Genomic DNA, 21,436 nt, shown 5'->3' on the forward strand with positions numbered 1-21,436 from the left:
GGGCGCCTCGCTATGCTGTAAACTGGCGCAAGAGGTTACTCATGCAGCGTCTAACATTCAGCGGTTTGGGCCTGGCGATTGCGATCGCCGCTTCGCTCAGCACCGCATCGATCGTTTCCGCCCAGGAGCCCGCGGTTCCCACGTCCGTGATCATCGCCGGCTCGAACAATTTCGCCCAGTATTGCGTGGTGTGCCACGGCAAGGACGCCAAGGGCACCGGGCAGTTGGCGGCCGGCCTGACGAAGAAGCCGGCCAACCTGACCGAGCTCACCAAACGCAACGCCGGCACCTACCCGCGCGACATGGTCTTCCAGGTGATCGACGGCCGCAAGCCCGTAAAGGGCCATGGCGGCGGCGACATGCCGGAGTGGGGAGCGGCCTTCACGGCATCCACCCCGAACGACGCCGACGCGGTGAAGCGGCGCGTCGAGTCGCTGGTGGAATACCTGGCGACGCTGCAGGTCAAGTAACAGGCCCTAGCGGTCTCTCGCGACGACGGCCGGCGCGTTTGCGGACGCGGCGGTCGCCGTCGCGACGACCACCGACGAGGTCTGCGACATCGCCTTGTAATACCCAAGGAACCGCTTCGGTTCCGGCGCGTCGTACTTTTCCAGGTTGTGCGCCCATCGGTAGGCGATGGACTGATAGCGCAATTCCACCTCGATCGCGAACGGGCCGCTCGCACCGGACACGTCGGCCCGGTAGCGCACGCGATCACCCTCCGCCATGAAGTCCGGATCGCGCCGCGCCTCGCCGTAGACGGCGATGTCGGCGTGGGCCGTGGCCTTGTCGAACCCGCGCGGCAGCAGGCGGTTGTCCTTGAGGTACTGCGTCGCCGTCAGCAACCCGGTGGTCGGCTTGCCGGCGGGGTCGCCCAGGATCGGCTCGTAGATCTGCACCTGATCGGGGCTCGTGATCTCTTCGTAGTGCGGTTCGAAGCGTGATGCGTCCGCGTCACTGTCATTCCCGGCAATCGCGCCATCGGCATTGACCGCGCCCGAGTCGAACACCGCCCGGCCATTGCGATCGCGCACGGTGACGTGCAGCCACGTCCGCCGCGCCGGATAGCCGGTCGGGAACTTGTGGCCGGTCAGGTTCCTGGTGCTGACATCGAAGGCCAGCGTCGAGCCGGAAAGGTCGGGCCGGCCAATGGCGACGGTGGCGGTGTCTTCGCGCAACTGCCGCAGCGTCGCCTGGGCCGTGGCCTCGAGTTCCGACGGCAGCGCTTCCACGCCCAGCTCGGCACGGTAGCGGCTGAACAGCCGCAGCATGAACGCGTTGCCGCCGACGAAGGCGTGCTGCGACAGCCCGTCGCGGTAGTCGCCCAGCACCGACGCGATCCGGATTGGGCCCGTGGCTCGCGGCATGTGGCAGGCCTGGCAACTGGTCTGCTCGGCGTTGAACGCACTGTGCTTCCATTCCTGGTAATTCATCTGCTCGGCCAGGCGGCCGACGACCTCGCCGTTGGGACCGAAGGCCTGCGTGATCAACGTGTGGCAGGTCGCGCACAGCTCCGATTGCTTGATGTGCGGCGCCTCCACCTGCTCGTAGCCGGTCACCGACTGCATGATGCGGCGGCGGCCGGCGTCGATGGCGTACGGGCCCTGCACCTGGCGCACGCCCTGGGCATTGGGCCCGGCGATCACGAAACCGGCGTTGAAGCTTGCGGGCGTGCCGAGCTGGTCGCTCGCAATCTGGTGGCAGACGGTGCACGAGACGCCGTCGCTGGCCAGCCGGCGCTCATCGGAAAGAATCCGATCCGAGAACGGCAGCTGCGCGAACACCTCGCCCTCGTGCCCCGCCGCCTTCGACATGCGCTGCGTCATCGGCATGTGGCACGCGGCACACTCGTCCTGGATCGCCGCGGCCTGCCTGGGATGATCGATGGTCTCGCGGCGGACGCCGGCCTGCCAGTACGGATCGCGCGCGGCGTTGGCCATCATCGTCGCGCGCCACGAGGTGCCGATGGAGACGTCGGCGCCCTCCGGGGTAATCAACTGGTTGTGACACGCCACGCAGTCGGTGGAGTGCGCGAACAGCGGGACGTTGGCATGTGCCGCGGCAGGAACGGCGGCGGCGGGCGATTGGGATTGCGCGCGCGGCATGGCGACCAGCGCGACAAACACCCACAGGGCCGCCGTCACGGCCAACATCAGGGCCTGCCCTGGGCGGAGTCGAAGGGCTTGCCCTGAGCGGAGTCGAAGGGAGGTGGGCATCATCGGCATCACTTCCAGAATGAGAAGAGACCGCCGTCGAACCAGTCCCAGAGGAAATAGACGAGCACGCGCGGATGCCGCTCTTCGCGTTGGGTGATCGGCACCCGGACGCCGCCCGCGATCAACACATGCTGCAGCTTCGAGAGCGACACCTGGATCTGCGGCACCACGTCCCACTCCGACTCGCCGCCAAACGGCCGCGCCCACAGCAGTTCCACCTGCGGCGACCACGCGCGGCCGAAGCCGCGGTCTTGCGCGAACGTGGTGCCAATGGCGCTCCGCAGGTACGCCTCCCTGGTGCCCTTCTCGGAATCGGAGGGGAACTCGAGGCCGCCGTGCATCTGGAAGTAGCTGTCGCGCGGCAGCGCCTGGCCCCACATCGCGAAGGGCTCGTAGATGGCGTAGCCGTTACCGAGACCGCGGTCGGCGTTGCCGGTCGGCAACACGACCTCGGCGCCGGCGGCGGCAATCGTGCCGGTCGCCGGGCGTGACAGGAAGGTGCGACGCAGGGCAAAGGCGACATCCCCGATGCCCTTCACCCAACGCTGGTCAGCCTGCTGGAAATCCACCGGGATGATGACCTCCAGCTGGCTGCGCGCGCCGAGGCGGCGCTCGTAGATCAACTGGTTGCCCACGGCCTGGTCGCCGTGCGTTGACACGTCAGTCGTCCACACCGTCTCGTTCTCCGGAAATGCCTTCTCGGTGAAGAACGCGCGGGGGAAGTTGAGGTCGCCCACGGGCCAGGCGTCCTGATCGGCGCAGAAGGTGCGCAGGTAGTCCACGGCCTTGTCGATGTCGTCGGCGGTCAGCGCGTCGCCGAACGCCGGCATGCGGCGGTCGAGGGCACGCACCGGCCCGCCTTCGTGCACCACCGCAAACCAGTCCGGACTCGGCTCTGCCGACGCCGTGCAGTCGGTGAAGTCGCGGATGGGCGTGTCGAACCCGACCACGGACTTGGGCGCACCGCGCCCGTCACGCGCATGGCAGGTGGCGCAGGCGGCCTCGTAGACCTCCGCACCGGTGCGAACGGACGGGAGGGCATTGCCCGGCTGGGTGGGTGCGGTGGACTGCGGCCACGCGCGCAACGACACCGACCCGAGGACACTCAAGTAAAGACAGACCGCGGCGCACAATACCACCGACGGCCGGTGCAGGACGCTCTGCATCGGACTCCTAGCCATCGGACGCCGGCCGCACGACGTGCGCGACCGGCGTCAGTTGGATTCGGTCAACAGGCTACTACCGATGAGGCGTTGGCCGCTAAGTCGAGACGCGTTCTCAACTTGCCTACTTCTTGTCGAGTTCGTCGAGCCGGCGTTGGATCTGGGGGCTGGTCGGGAACTCACCCTTCAGGGTCATCAGCACCTGCCGGGCCGAGTCGACGTTGCCTTGCGCGGCCAGCGCACCCGCGCGCGCCATTGCGGCGCGGATCCGCAGCCGGTTGTCGGCCGCCGGCACGCTGATGGTGTCGAGGCGCAGCAGGGCCGCGCCGGGATCCTTCTTCACGTCGGTCGTCCATTCGACCGACATCAACTGGAGTTCGAGGTTCTGCGGGAATCGCGAGGCCGCCAGATCGATCAACGCCGCGCCATCCGGCCCCTTGCCGGATTGCCGGTCGAGCATGGCCTGGTGGTAGAGACCGGCCACCAGCAGGTTGCCGACATCCTCGGGTTTGCCGCTGCGGATGCCGACGCCGCCGGCGTGGTTGTAGACCAACTGTCCGCCGTGCTCGCCCGCTTCGTAAATCGCGCCAAGGCCGACCACGCCAATCGCCGCGGCGCCCATGGCGAAGACCCGCGCCACCGGCGGCTTGCGACTGGCCAGGGCCAGGGCAATCAACTCGAGGGCGGCGACACCGAGAAAGATGTTGCGGGCGCGGATGCCCCACTCTTCGTGCTCGATCACCATGGCGCGCGCGCCGGGCACGCGTTCCACCGGTCCATGCGCATCGGTGCCGGACTTGACGGCGAGCACGCTGGCCAGCGTCCCCATCACGATCAGCGCCGTGGCGGCCGGACCGGCGAACGCCAGGCGGCCGGTGAACCAGAGAAACCGGAACAGCACGCCAATTATGAGCAGGGCGACCGCGAAGTGGACAACTTGGGGGTGGAACGTGGCAATCGACGGCATGGCGCCCTCCTCAGGGATGCCTGATTCTACGTCCGATAGTCACACCGCCCGCCCCCATGAAGATCGGGCCCGCGATCCGGCGGCGGGCAGGGTAGTGGTACCGTGACAGGATGCGTACTTCGCTCGCCGCCCTTTTCCTTTGCCTGGCCACGCTGCCGGCCGGCGCCCAGCGCCTGCCCAGCACCGCCACCCCTCATGCCTATACCCTCTGGTTTGCGCCGGACCTCGAGCACGAGACGTTCCGCGGCCGCGAATCGATTGCGGTGACGCTGGCCGCGCCGTCCGCGTCGATCACCCTGCACGCGGCCGAGATCACGTTTGGCGACGTCACCATCGAGGACGCCGGCGGATCGCAGGCCGCGCGGGTCAGCCTCAACGCCGGGGCGGAGACGGCCACCCTGACGGTGCCCCGCCCCATCGCGCGCGGACCGGCCACCATCCGCATCACCTATACCGGCATCCTCAACGACAAGCTGCGCGGCTTTTACCTGAGCAAGGCCAACGGCCGCAAGTACGCGGTGAGCCAGATGGAGGCCACCGACGCCCGCCGCGCCTTTCCGTCGTTCGACGAGCCCGCCTACAAGGCCACCTTCGACATCACGCTGATGATCGACGCCGCCGACACCGCCATCTCGAACGGCCGCCAGGTGTCGGACACGCCGGGACCGGAGCCCGGCAAGCGCACGGTGGTGTTCGCGCCGACGCCGAAGATGTCCACTTACCTGGTGGCGTTGCTGGTGGGCGACTTCGTCTGCCGCTCGGGGTCGGCCGGCGCCACGCCGATTCGCGTTTGCGCCACGCCGGACAAGCAGCAACTGACCGCCTTTGCGCTGACCGCGGCCGAGCAGCAGGTGCGGTTCTTCAACACCTACTTCGGCATCCCCTACCCGTACGAAAAGCTCGACATCATCGGCGTGCCCGACTTCGCCGCCGGCGCCATGGAGAACGCCGGCGCCATCACCTTCCGCGAGCGGATGCTGCTGGCCGACGAGGCGACGGCGTCGATCGGCGTCCGCAAGTCGGTGGCCTCGGTGATCGCGCACGAGCTCGCCCACCAGTGGTTCGGCGATCTCGTGACCATGCAGTGGTGGGACGACATCTGGCTGAACGAAGGGTTCGCGACGTGGGCGGCCAACAAGCCGCTGGCGGCGTGGAAGCCGGAATGGAAGATGGACGTCAACGCCGCCTCGGAAACACAGGTCGCCCTGGGCCTCGACGCCCTGCGCGCGACCCGCGCCATCCACACGCAGGTGGACACCCCGGCGCAGATCAACGAGGTGTTCGACCCGATCGCCTACGAGAAGACCGCGGGCGTGCTCGGCATGATCGAGGCGTACGTCGGGCCGGAGGCGTTCCGCAAGGGCGTGTCGTCGTACCTCTCGAAGTACTCGCTGAGCAACGCCGCCGGAGAGGATTTCTGGACCGAGGTCACCCGCGTCACCGAGAAGCCGGTGAACCGCATCATGAAGAGCTTCGTGGAGCAGCCCGGCGCACCGATGCTATCGGTGGAGACCCGCTGCGTGTCGGGCCACACCGAGGTGTCGCTGAAGCAGCAGCGCTTCACCGGCTCCCCCGCGCCGGCCGCCGCCGCGGCGGCGCAGACCTGGACGCTGCCGGTGTGCGTGAAGACGGCATCGGGACCGGCCACCTGCACCATCGTCACCCAGGCCGAGCAGACCATTCGCGCGCCCGGCTGCGGCGCGGCGATGGTCAACGCCGATGCGCGCGGCTACTACTTCACCGAATACGAGCCCGCGGCCGTGGCGGCGCTGGCCACGCGCACGCCGGCGCTCACCGCGGCCGAACGCATCAGCCTGCTGGGCGACGAATGGCGAATGGTGCGCGCGGGCCGGCACGACGTCGGCACCTACCTGGACCTGGCGGCCGCGTTCGCGCGCGATGAGACGCCCGCGGTGGTCGGCGACATGGCGGGACGCGTCGGCGCGGTCATGGGCGGCATCGCCGACCCGGGCCAGCATCCGGCATTCCAGGCATGGGTGCGCGCCACGTTCCGCCCGGCGCTCGATGCCATCGGGTTCACCGACGGTCTCGGCGACAGCGATGAGACGAACAGCCGTCGCGCCATCCTCCTGCAGTTGTTGAGCAGCGATCCCGATCTGCAGCGGCGCGCGCGCGAGCTCGCGGCAGGCTACATGGCTCGCCCCGCCTCGCTGTCACCAACCCTGGTGGCCTCGGTGCTCCAGGTCGCCGCCTCGGGTGGCGATGCCGCGCTCTACGACCAATTCGTCACGCGCATGACCGCCGCGATCTCATCGCCGGAGCAGTACTACCGCTACTTCAACGCGCTGGCGGCCTTCCGCGATCCGGCGCTGGTGTCGCGCACGCAGCAGTTCGCGCTGTCGTCGCAGGCACGGTCGCAGGATGCGCCGCTGCTGTTCGCGCAGCTCCTGGGTTCGCCGGCCACGCAGGACGCGACGTGGACCTTGATCAAGGCCGAATGGCCGGCGCTGACCGCCAAGCTCGGCACCTTCCAGGGCATCCCGAACATCGTCGGGGCGCTCAGCGCGTTTTGTTCGGCGGAGCGCGCCGCCGACATCAAGGCGTTCTTCGAGGCGCATCCGGTGCCCGAAGCGGCGCGGGTGCTGCAGCAGTCGCTCGAACGGATTGCGACGTGCAGCGAGGTGAAGGCGCGGCAGGCGCCGGCGTTCACGCGCTGGCTGGCCGCACGGCCGCGGATTTAGACAGCCGCGGCTGTTCCTTATCTCCTCATCCGTGGCCGGTGCAACTGCTGGAAGCGCAAGGCGCCGGCGGGCCGGCTGTCGGAGAAGTGCACCGCGTAGCCCGGCTTGTCGCGCAGGAACTGGTCCAGTCGTTTCTCGCGTGTCTTGCTGCTCACGTTCTTCACGATCAGATAGCGGATGAAGCCCATGCCGTCGAGGATCACGGTGGCGCCGCCGTGCATCCAGCGGCCCTTCGCCGACTTGCGGCGCTGCACGACTTCGGCCACCAGGTCGAAATTGACGGTGCCATCGGGACCGACGCGCTGCAGCACGCGGACCGATTCAATCACGGGTGGCTCGATGCGCCTGGTGACACTCGGCGCGGCCAACCCAAAGTAGCAAAGGCGTTCGGGATGATCGGGGTCGGTGATGTAGTGGCCCAGGCGCGTGGCGCGCTCTTCGAGCGCATGGCGATTCTCGAGATCCACCGTCAGCGTGCCGAATTGCACGCCCAGGAGCAGGTCGTAGACGGGGTCGAGCGCGCGCTCGGGCGGGCGCCACAGCAGGGCATCCTCGCTGAGGTCTGACACCGCATCCACGGTGATGCCGTAACGGCGAAAAGCGCGGACAAACGACTCCCGGTACGCCCAGGGGTCATCCGGCACCAGGTCGAAGTCGGCGGTGATGATGGCCCGAAGGTATTCGCCGAGCCGCAGGTCCACGGGCGGACAGTAGTCCACCGCGCGAATCAGGATCTTCAGGAACTGGCCGGCGAGCTTTTCAGCCTCGATGGTGAGCAGGTCAATGAGCTCCGCCGGCATGCGGTGGCCGGGCGGCGGCGCGAGGGCCCGCAGGCGCGCCGTCTTGTTGTCGTAGATCCAGCGGAACGCGTCGAAGACCGCGCGCAGGAGCACCGCGCCCATGTCGTGGGCCTCGAGGTCGGGCGCATACTTCCCTGCCGTGACCGGGTCGTCCGGCCCGCCTTCGTGCTCGAACGCCAGGCGCAGCGGCGCCTTGCCGTCGCCGGTGGTCTCCCCGAACTGGCGGGCAATGTCGATCAGCAGGTGCGAGGTCAGCTTGCCGCCCATGGATTCGATGGCCCGGCGCACCAGCGGCCGGTAGCGGAACCGCTGGAACAGCGCGATGAGGTCGGCAAAGCCTTCGTGAAACCCGTCCACGTCGGGGTTGGTCGGGAGCATGAACCACGACCGCATCCCGTCGAGCAGCGCATGCGTCATCTCGTGAATGACGACGTCGTGCGACAGGGCGGTGAAGACCACGCCGCCCGGCTGGTTGGCCCCGGTCGCCTTGCGATTGGCGAAGGTGTAGCCGAAGCACAACTCGCCGGCGTCGGGGTCGTAGTAGGCGTTGTCTTCCTTGTGCGCATGGGGGCGGACCCGCAGCTTCACGCCTTCTTCTTCACTGCGCGCATCGAACGAGAAATCCGGCGTGCGGCCCAGCGCCTGGCGAAACTGCTCATAGGTCGTCATCGTCAGCGCGTAGCACATCTGCTGCGCGAACCGCGGATCGATGGTGGACGGCGGCAGGCCGAGCTGAAACGCCTGGTCGGCGCCGTCGAGGTCGAGCGCGCGATAGGTCTCACCGGTCGTGAGGTTGACGTCGTCCACGCAGATCACGGAGCCGGTCGGGCCCGGCAGCAGCGGCTCGTAGGGAACCAAGGCCTCGGTCACCGCCGCGTCCATGCGGGGCGACGCGGGATCGCGCGTGTAGATCTGGAGGCGGCGGTGCGACGGCAGCTTGAACTGCGCGCCGTTGGCTGCTTCCACCTGCTGCACGGCGCGGGCGTCGTACGGCCGAGCCGTCGCCAGGCGCAGCACGCGTTCGCCGAGCAGGAACCGGGCGGGCGCCTTGGCCACCTAAAGCGCCCCCGTCACGGCGGACCCGGCGGGCGCCAGCAGGGGCCGGCTCCGCATGGCCGCATCAAGCGCCATCAGTTGCGGATGCTGGCGATGCTTCGCCCCGACGGCCGCCGCCACGTCGGCCGCAAACTTCTCGTTCAGCACGCGATTCTGCACCGCGGACGCGAGCGCGCGCGCCGCCGCGCCGGTGAAGTCGCCCTGGCCCTTCGATTCCCACGCATACTCGTGGTCCTGGCAGGCGGCGAAGTGCACGATGCCCGGGAGCGACACCTCGGCACCACGCCCGAGGGCGCGCGCACCGCGCCTGGCGAAGTAGGCCTCGACGATGTCGTCGTCGAGAGGCATGAAGCGCGGCCGGTCGCCCGCGGCGGCGCGGGCCCGCATGACCGGCGCAAAGCGGCTGTTGGTGCCGGAGTGGCAGCAATCCATGAACAGCGTCATGGCGACGCCGGCCGGCAGCCCGCCCAGAATCTGCGCCAGCTCGTCGTCCACGAGCAGGGCGCCGGTGGTGTAGTCCACCGGGATCAGGGCTTCGTTGTAGCCGTCTTCTTCGCTGTCGACGCGGTTCGGCAACTGCCCGCCGTGACCGGCGTACTGCAGCACGAGCACGTCGCCGGGGGCACCGCTGCCGACGAGCGACCGAATGGCGGCTTTCATCCCTTCGTAGGTCGCATCGCCGTCGAACAGATAATCCACGCGCGCTCCCAATTGTGTGAGCGCGCTGCCCCACGTGCGCGCGTCGTTGACGCACCCGGCGAGCGGACGCTCGGGGTACTTGTCGATGCCGATGCACAAGGCGCGAACGTGTTGGCCGCCCTGGCCGGTGGGGGCGGCAGGCGCGGGCGGCGCTCCCGACGGCGGCGCCGGCGGTGGCGGGCTTCCGCCCCACGCGCCGGGAACCGCGAAGTCAAACGTCCGCGCCAGCGGCGGATACGGGAAGTCGGCTTCGCCAATGCCAGTGTCGTCATCGAGGCCGACGATGCGGCGCAACACGGCCGACATCGTCTTGGGGTCGTTGTCGAAGGCGCCGTGGGCCAGCGCGCGCGTCAGCGGGTTCTCCGGCTCGCCCCTGGCCAACGACAGGTGCAGATTCGCGGTGCCGGTGCCGTTGAGGGTGCCGTCTTCATTCATGCCGAACAGCGCGCGCAGGTCCGCGTCTTTGCGCATCGACTTGTGCAGGCCAAGAATCGGACGGCGGCGGATGCCCTCACACGCATGCGACACCAGGTAGAGCAGCGACTTGCGGTAGGCCTTGAAGCAGTTGTCCTGCCCTTCCGCCTCCTCATCCATGGTGAAGATCGACAGCGCCTTGATCTTCTTGCCGTGAACGTGACCGGCCAGGTTGTCGCGGAACAGTTCGGTGCGGGAAGCGGGCGCCAGCAAGTACAGGTGCTCGATCTCCGGCACGCCCTCGGCCAGCAGCGCGGGGATCAAGTGCGAATGAAAGATGGCGCCGGCGCTGTGCCCCACGGTGTGGATCGGCAGCGCCCCGGGCCCCAGCCGCTCGAGGAGCGCCGCGAGCTTGCGCGCGAAGAGCCGGGCGCCGCCAATCACGCCGTCGCCGATGTCGGTGGACGACGACAGCCGGGCGCTTTCTTTCATGCCGGCCCACGCCGCGGTGCCGGGCGCCTTGACGATGCCTTCGATCACGAGGTCCGAGGTCCAGTCGGCGAGGTCGCGGCGGCCGAGCACGAACTGGCCGATGATTTCGAGGAGCGACGATTCCCACACGAAGAACAGCGGGAAGACGCCGTGGTTGAGCCACCACCGGTGCATGGTCCACGCATACTCGAGCGCGCTCGATTCGCCCACCAGCCCGCCGTGCGCGTGAATCATCAGCCGCGGCGTCTCGGCGCCGGCGGCATAGTCGCGAATGGCATCAACGATGGCTTCGACGTCTGCCGGCGTGGTCGCGAATTCGCCGCCCTGCGACAGGTCGCCTTTCGCGAGGTTGATCACGTGAGGCTTCAGCACCGACCAGTCGGCGCTGCCACGGCTGGCGGTGAACACGGTGCTTCCGAGCACGCGCGGGCTCAGGCCACGGGCGCGACGCTGGGATTCCCGGGTTGCCAAACGGGCCGCTTCGTCAATCGCGGCGCCCGCGGCATCGTTCTCGGGCACCGAGGAGGCCGCAGCCGTGTCGGTGGCGGCGCCGGAACGAACGGCTTCGGCGCCCACCAGGTGCTCAACCGTGAACAGTCCGGCCGGCCTGGCCTTGGCTGCCGGCAGCGCCTTGACCGCCCGCAGGAAGTCGGCGCGCGTGATCGCGGTCCCCGGGCAGGACTTCCGTTTCGTCAATTGGTTATGGAACTTGAGGTCGGCGTCGTCGAGGCCGAACGCGCGCATCAGGTGCGCCACGGTTTCGATGGCGGCCTGGCGCTGAGGGCCGTCGAACGGATCCTGGCCGGTGTCGAAGTCGCCGACCATCTCGATCATGAACGGGCCTTCGCTGGAGGTGCCGTTATGCCCCACCGCGCTGGCCGGCGCCAGGTTCCAGTTGCGGCCGGTCCACAGCCCGCCCTGCGGGTCGATGGTCAAATGTTGTGCAATGTCGCTCCAGCCCTGGTCCATGTGAAAGCGGCGCATCGCTTCGATGGTCGCCAGCCCGCGGAAGTCTTGCCGGCGCGGCCGCCAGGTGTGGTGCAGGTGGACCGCGGCGATCGTCCGCGTAAGGTGTGAGGGAAGCGCGAGTAGCGCAAACTGCGCCGTGGTGATGCGGCGGATCGGCGTGGGCATGGTCGGACCTCGCCCTATTAGACGGCCGTACCGGGGCATATTTTCGCGACCTGCACAGTAGTATTACCGGCGGTGAACGCACCAGACCCACGCACCTGAGCCCGTGAGCCGGTTTTCCCGGTCCCTGCACATTACGGATCGAGGAGGTCACATGACCAGTGCAAGATGCGGCGGACGCACGTGGATGCGCGGAATGGCCATTGGTGCGGTGTTGGCCGGCGTGCTGACCGCCGGCGCCGAAGCCCAGGAGCGGCCGGCGCCCGCCCTCGACCTGTCGGCCGGCTGGATCGGCTTCGCCGACGACGGCATCGTGAGTGAGTTGGCGGCGGGTGGGGCTTTTCGCTGGCACCTGACCCCGCGCATCAGCGTGGGTCCCGAGATCACGTTCATCGAAGGTGAGAATCACAGCCATCAAGTGCTCACCGGCAACCTGATTGTCGATCTCCGCGCTCCAGCACCGGATGGGACGCCGCGCGTCACGCCGTTTGTCGTGATCGGCGGCGGGGTGTTCCGGACCAGCCAGTCGTTCTCCGGCCGTTCGTTCTCGTCAACCGAAGGGGCGTTCACCGTCGGCGGCGGGATCCGGGCGCCGCTGAGCGATCGGGTGGAACTCGGCGTTGATGCCCGCCTGGGCTGGGAGCCACACCTGCGGGTCGCCGGTGTGCTTGGCATCCGATTGGGACGATAGGCTCATTGGCCATCCCGCACGATCTTGTGGACCTCGTCGAGCACCCGTTGGCGGGCGCCCGACGCATCGACGCGGGTCCACTGGGCGACATCGGTTTGCTGTGCGAGCTGCCGCCGAATCACGTCGGCATCGGCATCCGAGACGTCGGGACCGCGGCCTTCCACCCGCGCGATCAGCACGGGCTCCGGGGCGTCGAGCCACAGCCCCACGAACGGCACCCCCGCCGCCGCCGCCACGTAGCGAGCCGCGTTGCGATCCTCCGTCCGCGCAAACACCGCGTCGATGATGGCGGCATGGCCACTGCGGATGACGCTGTCAGCGCGCTCCAGGGTGGCGGCATAGACCTGTTGGGATACTTCGGTGGTATAGCCTTCCGGCCCCAATGGGTCGAACGGCTTCACATGGCGCAGCTTCTTGCGGATCTCGTCACTCCTGATCACGACCGCCCCGGGCACCGCGCCCAGCGAGGGCGCCAGCGCCGTGGCCAGCGTGGACTTGCCGGATCCGGACGGTCCGCCGACGGCGACCAGGCACGGGGGCGGCGGCTCGAGCAGGGCTTCCGCCATGGCGAGGTAGTCGCACGCGAGCGCCCGCAACTCCGAACGCCGATCCCCCGCGGCCTGGAGGTTGGCCGCGGTCGCGCTGGTCTTCGCCCTCACCGCCGCGCGGCACGACAGGAACAGAGGCATCAACGCCAGGCCGTCAAAGTCCATGGTGTCGGCGAGGTAGCCGTTCCAGACCACGTTGGCGTGATGTGGGAGCCCCCGCCGCCACATGTCCATCAGCAGAAAGGCCAGGTCGTACAGAACGTCGATGCACGCAAGCTCTTCGTTGAACTCGATGGCGTCGAACAGCATGGGCTGGCCATCGATCAGCACGATGTTGCGCAGATGCAGGTCGCCGTGGCATTGGCGCACCCACCCGTCCTCGCGCCGCGAGTCGATCCGGACGTAGGCAAGGTCGAGGGCATATCGCGTGCGGTTGATCAGCCGCGCGCACCTGACCGGATCGAATAACCCGGCCCCTTCCGCGGCGAATCCGGCGGCGTTGCCGTCGATGACACGGGCCATTGCGGCCGGGCCACCTTGGTCCATTCGATATTCGGCGCCGGCATGGAATCGCGCGACCGCGTCGGCCAGCGGTTGCATCAGGTGAAGATCGAGGACCCCGGCCGCAGCCAGCCGGTCGAAGAGTCCGGCCTGATCGAATCGGGCCATCTCCACGAGCCAATCCACCGGCGCGCCGGAGCCGCCAATCACCAGGGTTCCGTCCGCCTGCTGCGTGACCGCGACCACACCACGGTAGAGGTGGGGCGCCGTCCGCCGATTGACTCGCACCTCCGCCTGGCACATGGCGCGGCGCCGATCGGCGGTCGAGTAATCGAGGTAGTCGTAGCGCACGGCGCGCTTGAGCTTCCAGGCCCGGTCACCCACCAGGAACACGAATGACGCATGGGTGTCGATGCGCTCGACGACCGCGCCGGCGTGGGTGGAGGGCGCGCTGAGAAACGCCACGACTCTCGATTGGTCTTCCGTGATCATTTGCGCGCTCCGGTGACCGGAAACGATTGGGACGAATAAGTGTCACACCTGCGTGGGGACCCCACATCTCATCCTACGCCTCCCGCGTGCCGAGGATCTCGATGCGCGTGGCATGCGCACGCGGCTGATCGCCCGATCAGCAGATTCCAATCACCACGTCGTCAAATCACCAATTCACCAAATATAATTGCGCCCAATGGCCATCCCGCCGGTATCCCGACGTCACTTCCTCGCGACGGGGAGCGCGCTGCTCGCCGCCACCTGCGTGCCCGAGTGGGCCGACGCGTTCCAGCCCGGCGCCACCGGCGATGCCCGGCGCGCCGAGGCCGCGGAGGCCGCGCTCGCCCGGGCGGCGGCGCTCGGCGCCTCGTACGCCGACATCCGCATCAACCGCTACCGGCGGGAATCGATCGCGACGCGCGAGCGGCAGGTCCAGAACGTGTCGCGGTCGACCAGCTATGGCCTCGGCTTGCGGGTGCTGGTCAACGGCACGTGGGGTTTCGCCGCGACCAACCGGGTGGACCCGGGGGCGGCCCGCGCCGCCGCGGAACAGGCGGTCGCCATCGCCCGCGCGAATGCGCTGCTGACCTCGCGAAAGGTCGTGCTCGCGACTGCCGACAAGGTGGTCACGACGTGGGCCAACCCGATCAAGCGCGACCCGTTCGAAGTGCCGCTCGAGACCAAGACCGCGTTTCTGATGAAGCTGAACGAGACGGCGATGGCGGTCCCCGGCGTGACCTTCGTCAGCTCGCAGCTGCTGTTCGTGGACGAGCAGAAGTATTTCGCCTCGAGCGAGGGCTCGCGCATCACGCAGCGGCTGGTGCGCACCTACCCGCAGTTCACCACCACCGCCGTCGATCGCGCCGCCGGAGATTCCCAGACCCGCGCGGTGGTCGATCGGGCGAAGTTGATGGGCTACGAGTACGTCGAGGACTACCCGTGGATGCAGGATGCCGAGAAGGCCGGGCACGAGGTGGTCGAAAAGCTCACCGCAAAACCAGCGGTGCCGGGCCGCTACGACATCGTCGTCGATCCGTCGCAGCTGTTCCTGGCCATCCACGAGTCGGTCGGCCACTCCACCGAACTCGATCGCTCGCTCGGGTGGGAAGCCAACATGGCGGGCACCAGCTTCCTCAAGCCCACCGATGCCGGCACGCTCCGCTTCGGATCCAGGATCGTCAACCTGGTTGGCGACCGCACGCAACCCGGCGGACTGGCGACCACTGGCTATGACGACGAAGGCGTGAAGTCGGAGCGATGGCACCTGGTGCGCGACGGCAGGTTCGTGGACTGGCAGACGACGCGCGAGCTGGCGCCGCTGGTGGGACAGCAACGATCGCACGGCTGCCTGCATTCGGATGACTGGTCGAGCGTGCCGTTTCCGCGCATGCCCAACGTGTCGCTCGAGCCGGCCGCGACGGAAGTCACGCTCGACGACCTGTTCGGCGACATCAAGCGCGGGCTATTCGTGGTGGGCCGTGGCGTCTCGTCGATCGATCAGCAGCGCTACAACTTCCAGTTCGGCGGCGCCGTGATTCGCGAGATCACCAACGGCAAGCTCGGCGCGATGGTCCGGGACGCCGCCTACCAGTCGCGGACGCCTGATTTCTGGGCGTCGTGCGACGGCCTCGGCGGTCCCGCGACCTATCAGTTGTGGGGCACGTCGGCCGACGGCAAGGGCGAGCCCGGCCAGACCAACGCGGTCAGTCACGGTTGTCCACCGGCGCGGTTCCGCAACGTGACGGTGTTGAACACGGGGGCGGCATGATGCTCACCCGCGATGAATCTCTCGCGATCTGCGACACCGTGCTCGCGCACGCCAGGGCGGCTGGCGCCGAAGACGCCGCGGTCTCGGTGCAAAGCTCGGTCGAATCGCACGCGCGGTTTGCCGACAACCGCGTTACCACCAGCGGCCGCGCCGAGGACCTCGGCATCACCGCCACGGTGTGGGTCGGCCGCAGGCGGGGCGCCGCGACCGGCAACGATTCCGACCCGGATGCGCTGAAGCAGCTGGCGCATGAAGCGGTGCAGATCGCCCGCGTGTCACCGGTGCACCGCGAGTATGTCCCGACGCTCGGACCGCTCACCTACGCGGAGGACCGCGGGTTCGCGGCCGCCACCGCCGATCCCGATCTCGCCGCGCGCGCCACGGCGCTCGAGGCGGTGCTGGCGGCCTGCCGCGCGGAGAAGGTGACCGGCGCCGGCTTTCACAGCACGAACGCGTCGGCCACGGCCGTCGCCACCGCCAACGGCAACCGGCGGTATTTCCGCTCCACCGACGCCGGGCTCAGCATCACCGCTCGCAGCGCCGACGGCACCGGATCCGGATATTACGCCGGGGACCACTTCGACCTCGCCAGGCTCGACGCCAGGCACATCGCCGAGCAGGCCGTCGGCAAGGCGGTTCGCTCGCGCACGCCGAAACCGATCGAGCCCGGCGTCTACCCGGTCATCCTCGAGCCGCAAGCGGTGGCGGATCTGATCGGCTTCCTGACCAACAGCCTCGATGCGCGGACCGCCGACGAGGGCCGCAGCGCGTTCTCCGGGAAAGACGGCAAGACGCGGGTCGGCGAGGCCATCTTCAACGAGCGGTTGAACCTCTATAGCGACCCGATGCACGCGGAGCTCCCGGCGGCGCCGAGCACCGCCGAGGGCATTCCCGCGGCGCGGCTGTCGCTGATCAAAGGCGGCGTGCTCGACAACCTCGAGTACTCACGCTTCTGGGCGCAGGAGAAGAAGCGCGACGCCACGCCCGGGCCCGTCAACTACATCATGGAGAGCACGCAGCCGCCGGCCTCACTCGACGACATGATCAAGGGCATGGCGCGTGGCCTGGTGATCTCGCGGTTCTGGTACGTGCGCCAGATCGATCCGCGCACCATCATGCTGACCGGGCTCACCCGCGACGGCCTGTGGTGGGTCGAGAAGGGCCGGATTCAGTATCCGGTGCGCAACCTGCGCTTCAACCAGAGCGTGCTGGCGATGCTGGCGCCGTGGAACGTGGAGGCGATCGGCGCGCCCGAACGCCGATCGCCGCTCATGGTGCCGGCCCTGAAGTTGTCCGGCTTCGCGTTCACCTCGATCTCCGACGCGATCTAGACAACCGCCCGCAACAGACCGAGCTGCGTCAACGCCGTGACCCCATCGTCGAGGCCGACTTCCTCGGCGATCTTGCCGTTCACCACCTTCAGCACGGTGGTGCCGGTGAATCGCATCTTGCGGCCGGAGGCCGCCGGCAGCGAGCCGGCCAGGAAGTCGCTGAACGCCGGTCCGGTGTGCGTCCCTCCGCCGATCCAGCGGCCGACGACGTAGTCGCCTTCCGCGATCAGGCTGGCGGCGCCGGCGAAGCCCAGATCCGGAAACGCCTGGCGGAAGCCGACCATGAATTCCTTCACGTCCTGCCGTCCGCGGCGGGGCGCGTGCAGCGAGTACTGCAGGAGCATGTCGGGAGCGGCGAGTTCATCAACGATCGCGGGGTTCCAGGGATTGCCCCAGAACTCCGTGAACCAGCGGCCGACAATCGCCTTGTTCCGCTCGCCCAGTGAGCCTGAAGCGGAGGGACCCTGGGCATCAAGCGGGATGGTGTTCACGGCGCCAACCGCGGCGCCGGCGGTGAGAAGTTGGCTGGCAAAGGTGCGACGAGTCATCACGGAATTCTCCTTGTTTGGCGTGGCAGCATCCCGGCCCCTGCCGTTGCTGTCGTGACGCCAAAGTAGCCGCTTGCGCAACCGCGCCGCATCCCGTTTCTTGCGTTCACATACCCTGCTAGTATTCCCGCCATGACGCGACGATGGTTCGGTGTTCTGGCTGCGGCCCTCGTGCTGATTCCGCTGACGCTGTCGGCACAGCGAACGGCCAAGCGGGTATTCGTGAGTGCGGTGGACGCGGCCGGGGCGCCAGTGCTCACCCTGACCCGCGCGGACCTCGAGGTGACGGAGAACGGCTCGCCACGCGAAATCACACGCGTGGCGCTCGGCACGGCGCCGCTGCGAGTCGTGCTGCTGGTTGACTCCAGCACGTCGATGGGACCGATGGTGAACAGCTTCCGCGCCGGGCTGCACGCGTTCGCCGACACGCTGCCGGCCCGGCACGAGATTACGTTCGTCACCACCGGCGGCCAGATCCGGGTCCGCACGCAGCCGGCCACCGACCGCGCCAAGCTCAAGCTGGAGATCGGCCGGCTGGCAAGCGACGGCGGCGCCAACGCCTTTCTCGACACGCTGATCGAATCAGACCGCCGCTTTCTCAAGACCGCACCTGGCCAGTGGCCCGTGGTCGTGATTGTGACGACCGACCGGGGTGAGACGCAGCGAGAGTTCCGCCTGGACGACTACAACAGGTTCATGAACGATTTCGTGGCGCGAGGCGGCAGCGCGCACGCGGTGATCGTGAGGGGCAAGCAGATCGGCCCCGTCACCGACCTCACGTTGAACCTCATCGACAACGTGGGCGGGCTGGCCAGCTCCATCAATACCGACAACGTGATGCCGGAGCTCATGACGGCCATCGCGGAGCGCCTCGCCGCGGATCACCAGAAGATGGCAGGCAAATACGAGGTGGATTTCACCGGCGACGCCAAGCTGCTGCAGCCCATCGTGAACGTCGTGGTCAAGCGCGAGGACGTGCAACTGCAGATGTCGCCGCGCCGTCCGTTCTAACCAGGCCTGAAACCCTCGCACCGTCAGCGTTGTTCCCTGACGGCGAACAGGTGCCGCTGCCCGCGAATCAGGATGATCCCGTCTGACGCGGCGCGGCGCTCCCGGCTCGTGTCATCATGAAGGAAGCAACTTTTCCGGGGGTGAAGAATGGGACGAAGAGTCCTGCTGGCCTGCGGCATCGCGGCGTCCCTGCTCTACGCCGCGATGAACGTCTTCATTCCAATGCAGTGGGACGGCTACAGCTCCGCCGCTCAAGCGGTCAGCGAGCTATCGGCGATTGGCGCGCCGACCAGACCGCTCTGGGTTCCGCTCGGCATCGTCTACACCCTGCTCATGGTCGCGTTCGGGTGGGGCGTCCGCGCCTCGGCTCCCCGCAACCGCCCGCTACGCGTCGCGGGAGGCTTGCTGATCGCCGGCGGGCTCATCGGCCTGTTCTGGCCGCCGATGCAGCTGCGTGGCACCGAGTTCTCGCTGACCGATGCCTTGCACATCGCCTTTACGATGGTGGCGCTGCTCTGCATGTTCCTCGAGATTGGCTTCGGGGCCGCGGCCTTCGGAAAGCGCTTCCGTCTCTACTCCATCGCAACCCTTGTGATTTTCGTCGTGTTTGGCGTGTTGACGACATTGGAGGCCCCGCGAATCGCGGCCAACCTGCCGACGCCGTGGATCGGGGTGTGGGAGCGCATCAACATCGGCGCGTTCCTGCTGTGGGTCGTGGCGCTGGCTGTCACCATCTGGCGCAACCCGGCCGCTGCGGCCGAGCGGAGCGGATCATGACGAGCCCGGTCACCATCCACGGTTCCGTGCACCGCGGGTTCGAGGCGGTGCGCGACGCCTTTGCCGGGAACTTCTCCCGCCGGAATGAGCTGGGCGGGGCCTGCTGCATCTACCACCACGGCGAGAAGGTGGTGGACTTGTGGGGCGGCATTCGGAACGCGGCCACCGGCGAGGCGTGGGAAGAGGACACGATGGTCCTGGTGCACTCGGCGACCAAGGGCTTCGCGGCGATGACCCTGGCGCTGGCGCACTCGCGCGGCTGGCTCGATTACGACGAGCGCGTGTGCGTGTATTGGCCGGAGTTCGCCCAGCAGGGCAAGGACAAGATCACGGTGAGGCAACTGCTGGCTCACCAGGCCGGCCTGTTCGCGTTCGGCGAGCCGGTGGACAAGAGCGTGGTGGCGGACCTGGACCGCCTCGCGATTGTGCTCGCTCGACAGAAGCCGGAGTGGGAGCCGGGTAGCCGGCAGGCGTACCACGCCATCAGCCTTGGATTCTACGAAGGCGAGCTGCTTCGCCGTGTCGATCCGCGGCACCGCAGCCTTGGGCAGTTCTTCCAGGATGAGATTGCCACGCCGCTCGGTCTGGACTTCTACATTCGCCTGCCCGAGTCGATTGCGACCTCCAGGCTGGCTGTGATCGAGCCGGTCAATCCGTTCAGGGCGATGCTGAGGCTCCCGTTCCCGTTGCTGCGGGCCGCGCTGAATCCACGGTCCGTCATCTACCGGGCGCTGGTCGTCAACCCTGGAGATCGCCTGCCGTTCGACGAGCAGCGCGTCTACGCGCGCAACCTCGAAGTGCCCTCCGGCGGCGGCGTCGGCACGGCTCGCGCCATGGCGCGGGCCTACAGCGAGTTCGCGACCGCAGGCCTGGCGCTCGGCCTGCGCCAGGAAACGCTGCAGGCGTTGACCGCGCCCGCCATCCCGTCGGCGCATGGGTTCTTCGACGAAGGCGTCAGGGGCGATATCGAATATTCCCTGGGCTTCATGAAGACCTGCCCGAACTGGCGGTTCGGGCACGCCGGCGCGTTCGGCGCGCCGGGCGCCGGTGGTTCGCTGGCCTTTGCCGACCCTCAAACCGGCATGGCCTACGCCTATGTCACCAGTCGCATGGGGGGCGTGACGGGGGATCCGCGGGATCTGGCGTTGAGAAATGCCCTCCCGCCGGCGCTCCAGTGACATCGCGGGACTTCTCCGCCGCGACAAACCGGAATAAACTCACCATCTCCCAGGGGCCGCATTGGGGCCTCGTTCATAAGACTTTCAGATTGTTCTGATTCCGATTACGACTGGTCACACGATGACAGAGATGTGGGTTTTGGCGTTCGGCGCCGCGATAGCGGGGCTGGTTCAGGGTATTTCGGGTTTCGCCTTCGCGATGGCGGCCATGTCGATCTGGGTGTGGGGTGTCGATCCCGCGTTGGCCGCCGTGATGGCGGTCTTTGGCGGGCTCACCGGTCAGATCATTTCCGTAATCCGGGTCCGTCGCGGGTGGCACCTGGAGTTGTTGTGGCCCTTCGTGCTGGGGAGTGCGATCGGCATCCCCATCGGCACCCGGTTGTTGCCGTTGCTGGACGCCAATCGCTTCAAGCTGGTGCTGGGCTCGATGCTGGTGGTGTGCTGCTCGGCGATGCTGGCCACCGACAACCTGCCCCACTTCAAGAGGGGCGGCCGGTTCGCCGACGCCTTCGTGGGCCTTCTCGGCGGCGTGATGGCGCCGTTGAGCGGCTTCAGCGGCCTGGCCCCTGCCTTGTGGTGCACGCTGCGCGGCTACACCAAGGACGCGCACCGCGCCGTCTTGCAGAACTTCAACCTGGTCGTGCTGGCGGCCACCTTCGCGTCGCTGGTGTATTCCGGCCGCGCGCACGCCGGCTTGCTGCCGCAAATGGGCGTCGTCGCCGGCTCGCTGGTGATCCCGTCGGTGTGGGGCTCGAAAATCTACATCGGCATGAGCCCGGCAGCCTTTCGACGAGGGGTGCTGTGGCTGTTGATTCTGGCCGGGGTGGTGATGCTGGCGGCGGCGCTCAAGAGCATGCTGGCGGCCTAGGGTTTCCCACGCCGGCACGCTATTCGAGCAGAGGCTTGTGGCAAGGCTCGATAAGGCGTGGGCGCCATGCCGCCCTTACATCA

The 21,436-nt window shown here is 68.1% G+C and carries 16 protein-coding genes; 9 read left to right on the forward strand and 7 right to left on the reverse strand.

The window, feature by feature from the left end; genetic code table 11:
* Positions 1 to 41: 41 nt before the first annotated feature.
* Positions 42 to 470: a cytochrome c gene (locus WC815_18575; protein ID MFA5910790.1), complete on the forward strand. Its 429-nt coding sequence runs from the start codon at positions 42 to 44 to the stop codon at positions 468 to 470.
* A 6-nt stretch (positions 471 to 476) separates the two neighbouring features.
* Here WC815_18575 and WC815_18580 read toward each other — a convergent pair whose 3' ends face one another.
* The 3 genes from WC815_18580 to WC815_18590 form a co-directional block, all read right to left on the reverse strand.
* Positions 477 to 2,153: a hypothetical protein gene (locus WC815_18580; protein ID MFA5910791.1), complete on the reverse strand. Its 1,677-nt coding sequence runs from the start codon at positions 2,151 to 2,153 to the stop codon at positions 477 to 479.
* A gap of 71 nt (positions 2,154 to 2,224) precedes the next feature.
* The gene (locus WC815_18585; protein MFA5910792.1) at positions 2,225 to 3,382 is read right to left on the reverse strand and encodes a cytochrome c; all 1,158 of its coding nucleotides are present in this window, start codon (positions 3,380 to 3,382) and stop codon (positions 2,225 to 2,227) included.
* 121 nt (positions 3,383 to 3,503) lie between these two features.
* Positions 3,504 to 4,346: a DUF2231 domain-containing protein gene (locus WC815_18590; protein MFA5910793.1), complete on the reverse strand. Its 843-nt coding sequence runs from the start codon at positions 4,344 to 4,346 to the stop codon at positions 3,504 to 3,506.
* Positions 4,347 to 4,456: 110 nt separating this feature from the next.
* On the opposite strand from WC815_18590, the gene WC815_18595 reads away from it, so the two are divergent.
* Complete coding sequence (locus WC815_18595) at positions 4,457 to 7,048, forward strand: M1 family metallopeptidase (protein MFA5910794.1); 2,592 nt, start codon at positions 4,457 to 4,459, stop codon at positions 7,046 to 7,048.
* Positions 7,049 to 7,065: 17 nt separating this feature from the next.
* On the opposite strand, the gene WC815_18600 is transcribed toward WC815_18595, so the two are convergent.
* Complete coding sequence (locus tag WC815_18600; protein ID MFA5910795.1) at positions 7,066 to 8,904, reverse strand: hypothetical protein; 1,839 nt, start codon at positions 8,902 to 8,904, stop codon at positions 7,066 to 7,068.
* Positions 8,905 to 11,643, reverse strand: a complete 2,739-nt coding sequence (locus WC815_18605) for a caspase family protein (GenBank protein ID MFA5910796.1) — start codon at positions 11,641 to 11,643, stop codon at positions 8,905 to 8,907. It abuts the gene before it with no gap.
* 151 nt (positions 11,644 to 11,794) lie between these two features.
* On the opposite strand from WC815_18605, the gene WC815_18610 reads away from it, so the two are divergent.
* Positions 11,795 to 12,331 carry an outer membrane beta-barrel protein gene (locus tag WC815_18610; protein ID MFA5910797.1) on the forward strand — a complete coding sequence of 179 codons (537 nt, stop codon included), beginning with the start codon at positions 11,795 to 11,797 and terminating at the stop codon, positions 12,329 to 12,331.
* A 2-nt stretch (positions 12,332 to 12,333) separates the two neighbouring features.
* Here WC815_18610 and WC815_18615 read toward each other — a convergent pair whose 3' ends face one another.
* Positions 12,334 to 13,872 carry an AAA family ATPase gene (locus tag WC815_18615; protein MFA5910798.1) on the reverse strand — a complete coding sequence of 513 codons (1,539 nt, stop codon included), beginning with the start codon at positions 13,870 to 13,872 and terminating at the stop codon, positions 12,334 to 12,336.
* 196 nt (positions 13,873 to 14,068) lie between these two features.
* On the opposite strand from WC815_18615, the gene WC815_18620 reads away from it, so the two are divergent.
* Together WC815_18620 and WC815_18625 are read left to right on the forward strand one after the other, a co-directional pair.
* Entirely contained in the window at positions 14,069 to 15,640 is a 1,572-nt protein-coding gene (locus WC815_18620) for a TldD/PmbA family protein (GenBank protein ID MFA5910799.1), read from the forward strand.
* Positions 15,637 to 16,971 carry a TldD/PmbA family protein gene (locus WC815_18625; protein ID MFA5910800.1) on the forward strand — a complete coding sequence of 445 codons (1,335 nt, stop codon included), beginning with the start codon at positions 15,637 to 15,639 and terminating at the stop codon, positions 16,969 to 16,971. Before WC815_18620 ends, WC815_18625 begins: the two co-directional genes overlap by 4 nt.
* On the opposite strand, the gene WC815_18630 is transcribed toward WC815_18625, so the two are convergent.
* Entirely contained in the window at positions 16,968 to 17,519 is a 552-nt protein-coding gene (locus WC815_18630) for an ester cyclase (GenBank protein MFA5910801.1), read from the reverse strand. The genes WC815_18625 and WC815_18630 overlap by 4 nt on opposite strands.
* Before the next feature lie 132 nt (positions 17,520 to 17,651).
* On the opposite strand from WC815_18630, the gene WC815_18635 reads away from it, so the two are divergent.
* The 4 genes from WC815_18635 (at position 17,652) to WC815_18650 (ending at position 21,353) form a co-directional block, all read left to right on the forward strand.
* On the forward strand, positions 17,652 to 18,530 hold the full coding sequence (locus tag WC815_18635) for a VWA domain-containing protein (protein MFA5910802.1): 879 nt from the start codon (positions 17,652 to 17,654) through the stop codon (positions 18,528 to 18,530).
* Between the two features lie 147 nt (positions 18,531 to 18,677).
* Positions 18,678 to 19,307 carry a DUF998 domain-containing protein gene (locus WC815_18640; protein ID MFA5910803.1) on the forward strand — a complete coding sequence of 210 codons (630 nt, stop codon included), beginning with the start codon at positions 18,678 to 18,680 and terminating at the stop codon, positions 19,305 to 19,307.
* On the forward strand, positions 19,304 to 20,485 hold the full coding sequence (locus WC815_18645; protein MFA5910804.1) for a serine hydrolase domain-containing protein: 1,182 nt from the start codon (positions 19,304 to 19,306) through the stop codon (positions 20,483 to 20,485). Before WC815_18640 ends, WC815_18645 begins: the two co-directional genes overlap by 4 nt.
* A 130-nt stretch (positions 20,486 to 20,615) precedes the next feature.
* Entirely contained in the window at positions 20,616 to 21,353 is a 738-nt protein-coding gene (locus tag WC815_18650; GenBank protein ID MFA5910805.1) for a sulfite exporter TauE/SafE family protein, read from the forward strand.
* The last annotated feature ends 83 nt before the right edge of the window (positions 21,354 to 21,436 follow it).

The sequence above is a fragment of the Vicinamibacterales bacterium genome, from assembly GCA_041659285.1.
GTDB lineage: Bacteria > Acidobacteriota > Vicinamibacteria > Vicinamibacterales > UBA2999 > 12-FULL-67-14b.

What these genes read in the sequence shown, in the direction of transcription:
- WC815_18650 (MFA5910805.1), top strand. Translation starts at nt 20,616, where the DNA reads ATGTGGGTTTTGGCGTTCGGCGCCGCGATAGCGGGGCTGGTTCAGGGT.
- WC815_18595 (MFA5910794.1), top strand. Translation starts at nt 4,457, where the DNA reads ATGCGTACTTCGCTCGCCGCCCTTTTCCTTTGCCTGGCCACGCTGCCG.
- WC815_18635 (MFA5910802.1), top strand. Translation starts at nt 17,652, where the DNA reads ATGACGCGACGATGGTTCGGTGTTCTGGCTGCGGCCCTCGTGCTGATT.
- WC815_18640 (MFA5910803.1), top strand. Translation starts at nt 18,678, where the DNA reads ATGGGACGAAGAGTCCTGCTGGCCTGCGGCATCGCGGCGTCCCTGCTC.
- WC815_18645 (MFA5910804.1), top strand. Translation starts at nt 19,304, where the DNA reads ATGACGAGCCCGGTCACCATCCACGGTTCCGTGCACCGCGGGTTCGAG.
- WC815_18615 (MFA5910798.1), bottom strand. Translation starts at nt 13,872, where the DNA reads ATGATCACGGAAGACCAATCGAGAGTCGTGGCGTTTCTCAGCGCGCCC.
- WC815_18620 (MFA5910799.1), top strand. Translation starts at nt 14,069, where the DNA reads ATGGCCATCCCGCCGGTATCCCGACGTCACTTCCTCGCGACGGGGAGC.
- WC815_18580 (MFA5910791.1), bottom strand. Translation starts at nt 2,153, where the DNA reads ATGTTGGCCGTGACGGCGGCCCTGTGGGTGTTTGTCGCGCTGGTCGCC.
- WC815_18630 (MFA5910801.1), bottom strand. Translation starts at nt 17,519, where the DNA reads ATGACTCGTCGCACCTTTGCCAGCCAACTTCTCACCGCCGGCGCCGCG.
- WC815_18575 (MFA5910790.1), top strand. Translation starts at nt 42, where the DNA reads ATGCAGCGTCTAACATTCAGCGGTTTGGGCCTGGCGATTGCGATCGCC.
- WC815_18605 (MFA5910796.1), bottom strand. Translation starts at nt 11,643, where the DNA reads ATGCCCACGCCGATCCGCCGCATCACCACGGCGCAGTTTGCGCTACTC.
- WC815_18585 (MFA5910792.1), bottom strand. Translation starts at nt 3,382, where the DNA reads ATGCAGAGCGTCCTGCACCGGCCGTCGGTGGTATTGTGCGCCGCGGTC.
- WC815_18610 (MFA5910797.1), top strand. Translation starts at nt 11,795, where the DNA reads ATGACCAGTGCAAGATGCGGCGGACGCACGTGGATGCGCGGAATGGCC.
- WC815_18625 (MFA5910800.1), top strand. Translation starts at nt 15,637, where the DNA reads ATGATGCTCACCCGCGATGAATCTCTCGCGATCTGCGACACCGTGCTC.
- WC815_18590 (MFA5910793.1), bottom strand. Translation starts at nt 4,346, where the DNA reads ATGCCGTCGATTGCCACGTTCCACCCCCAAGTTGTCCACTTCGCGGTC.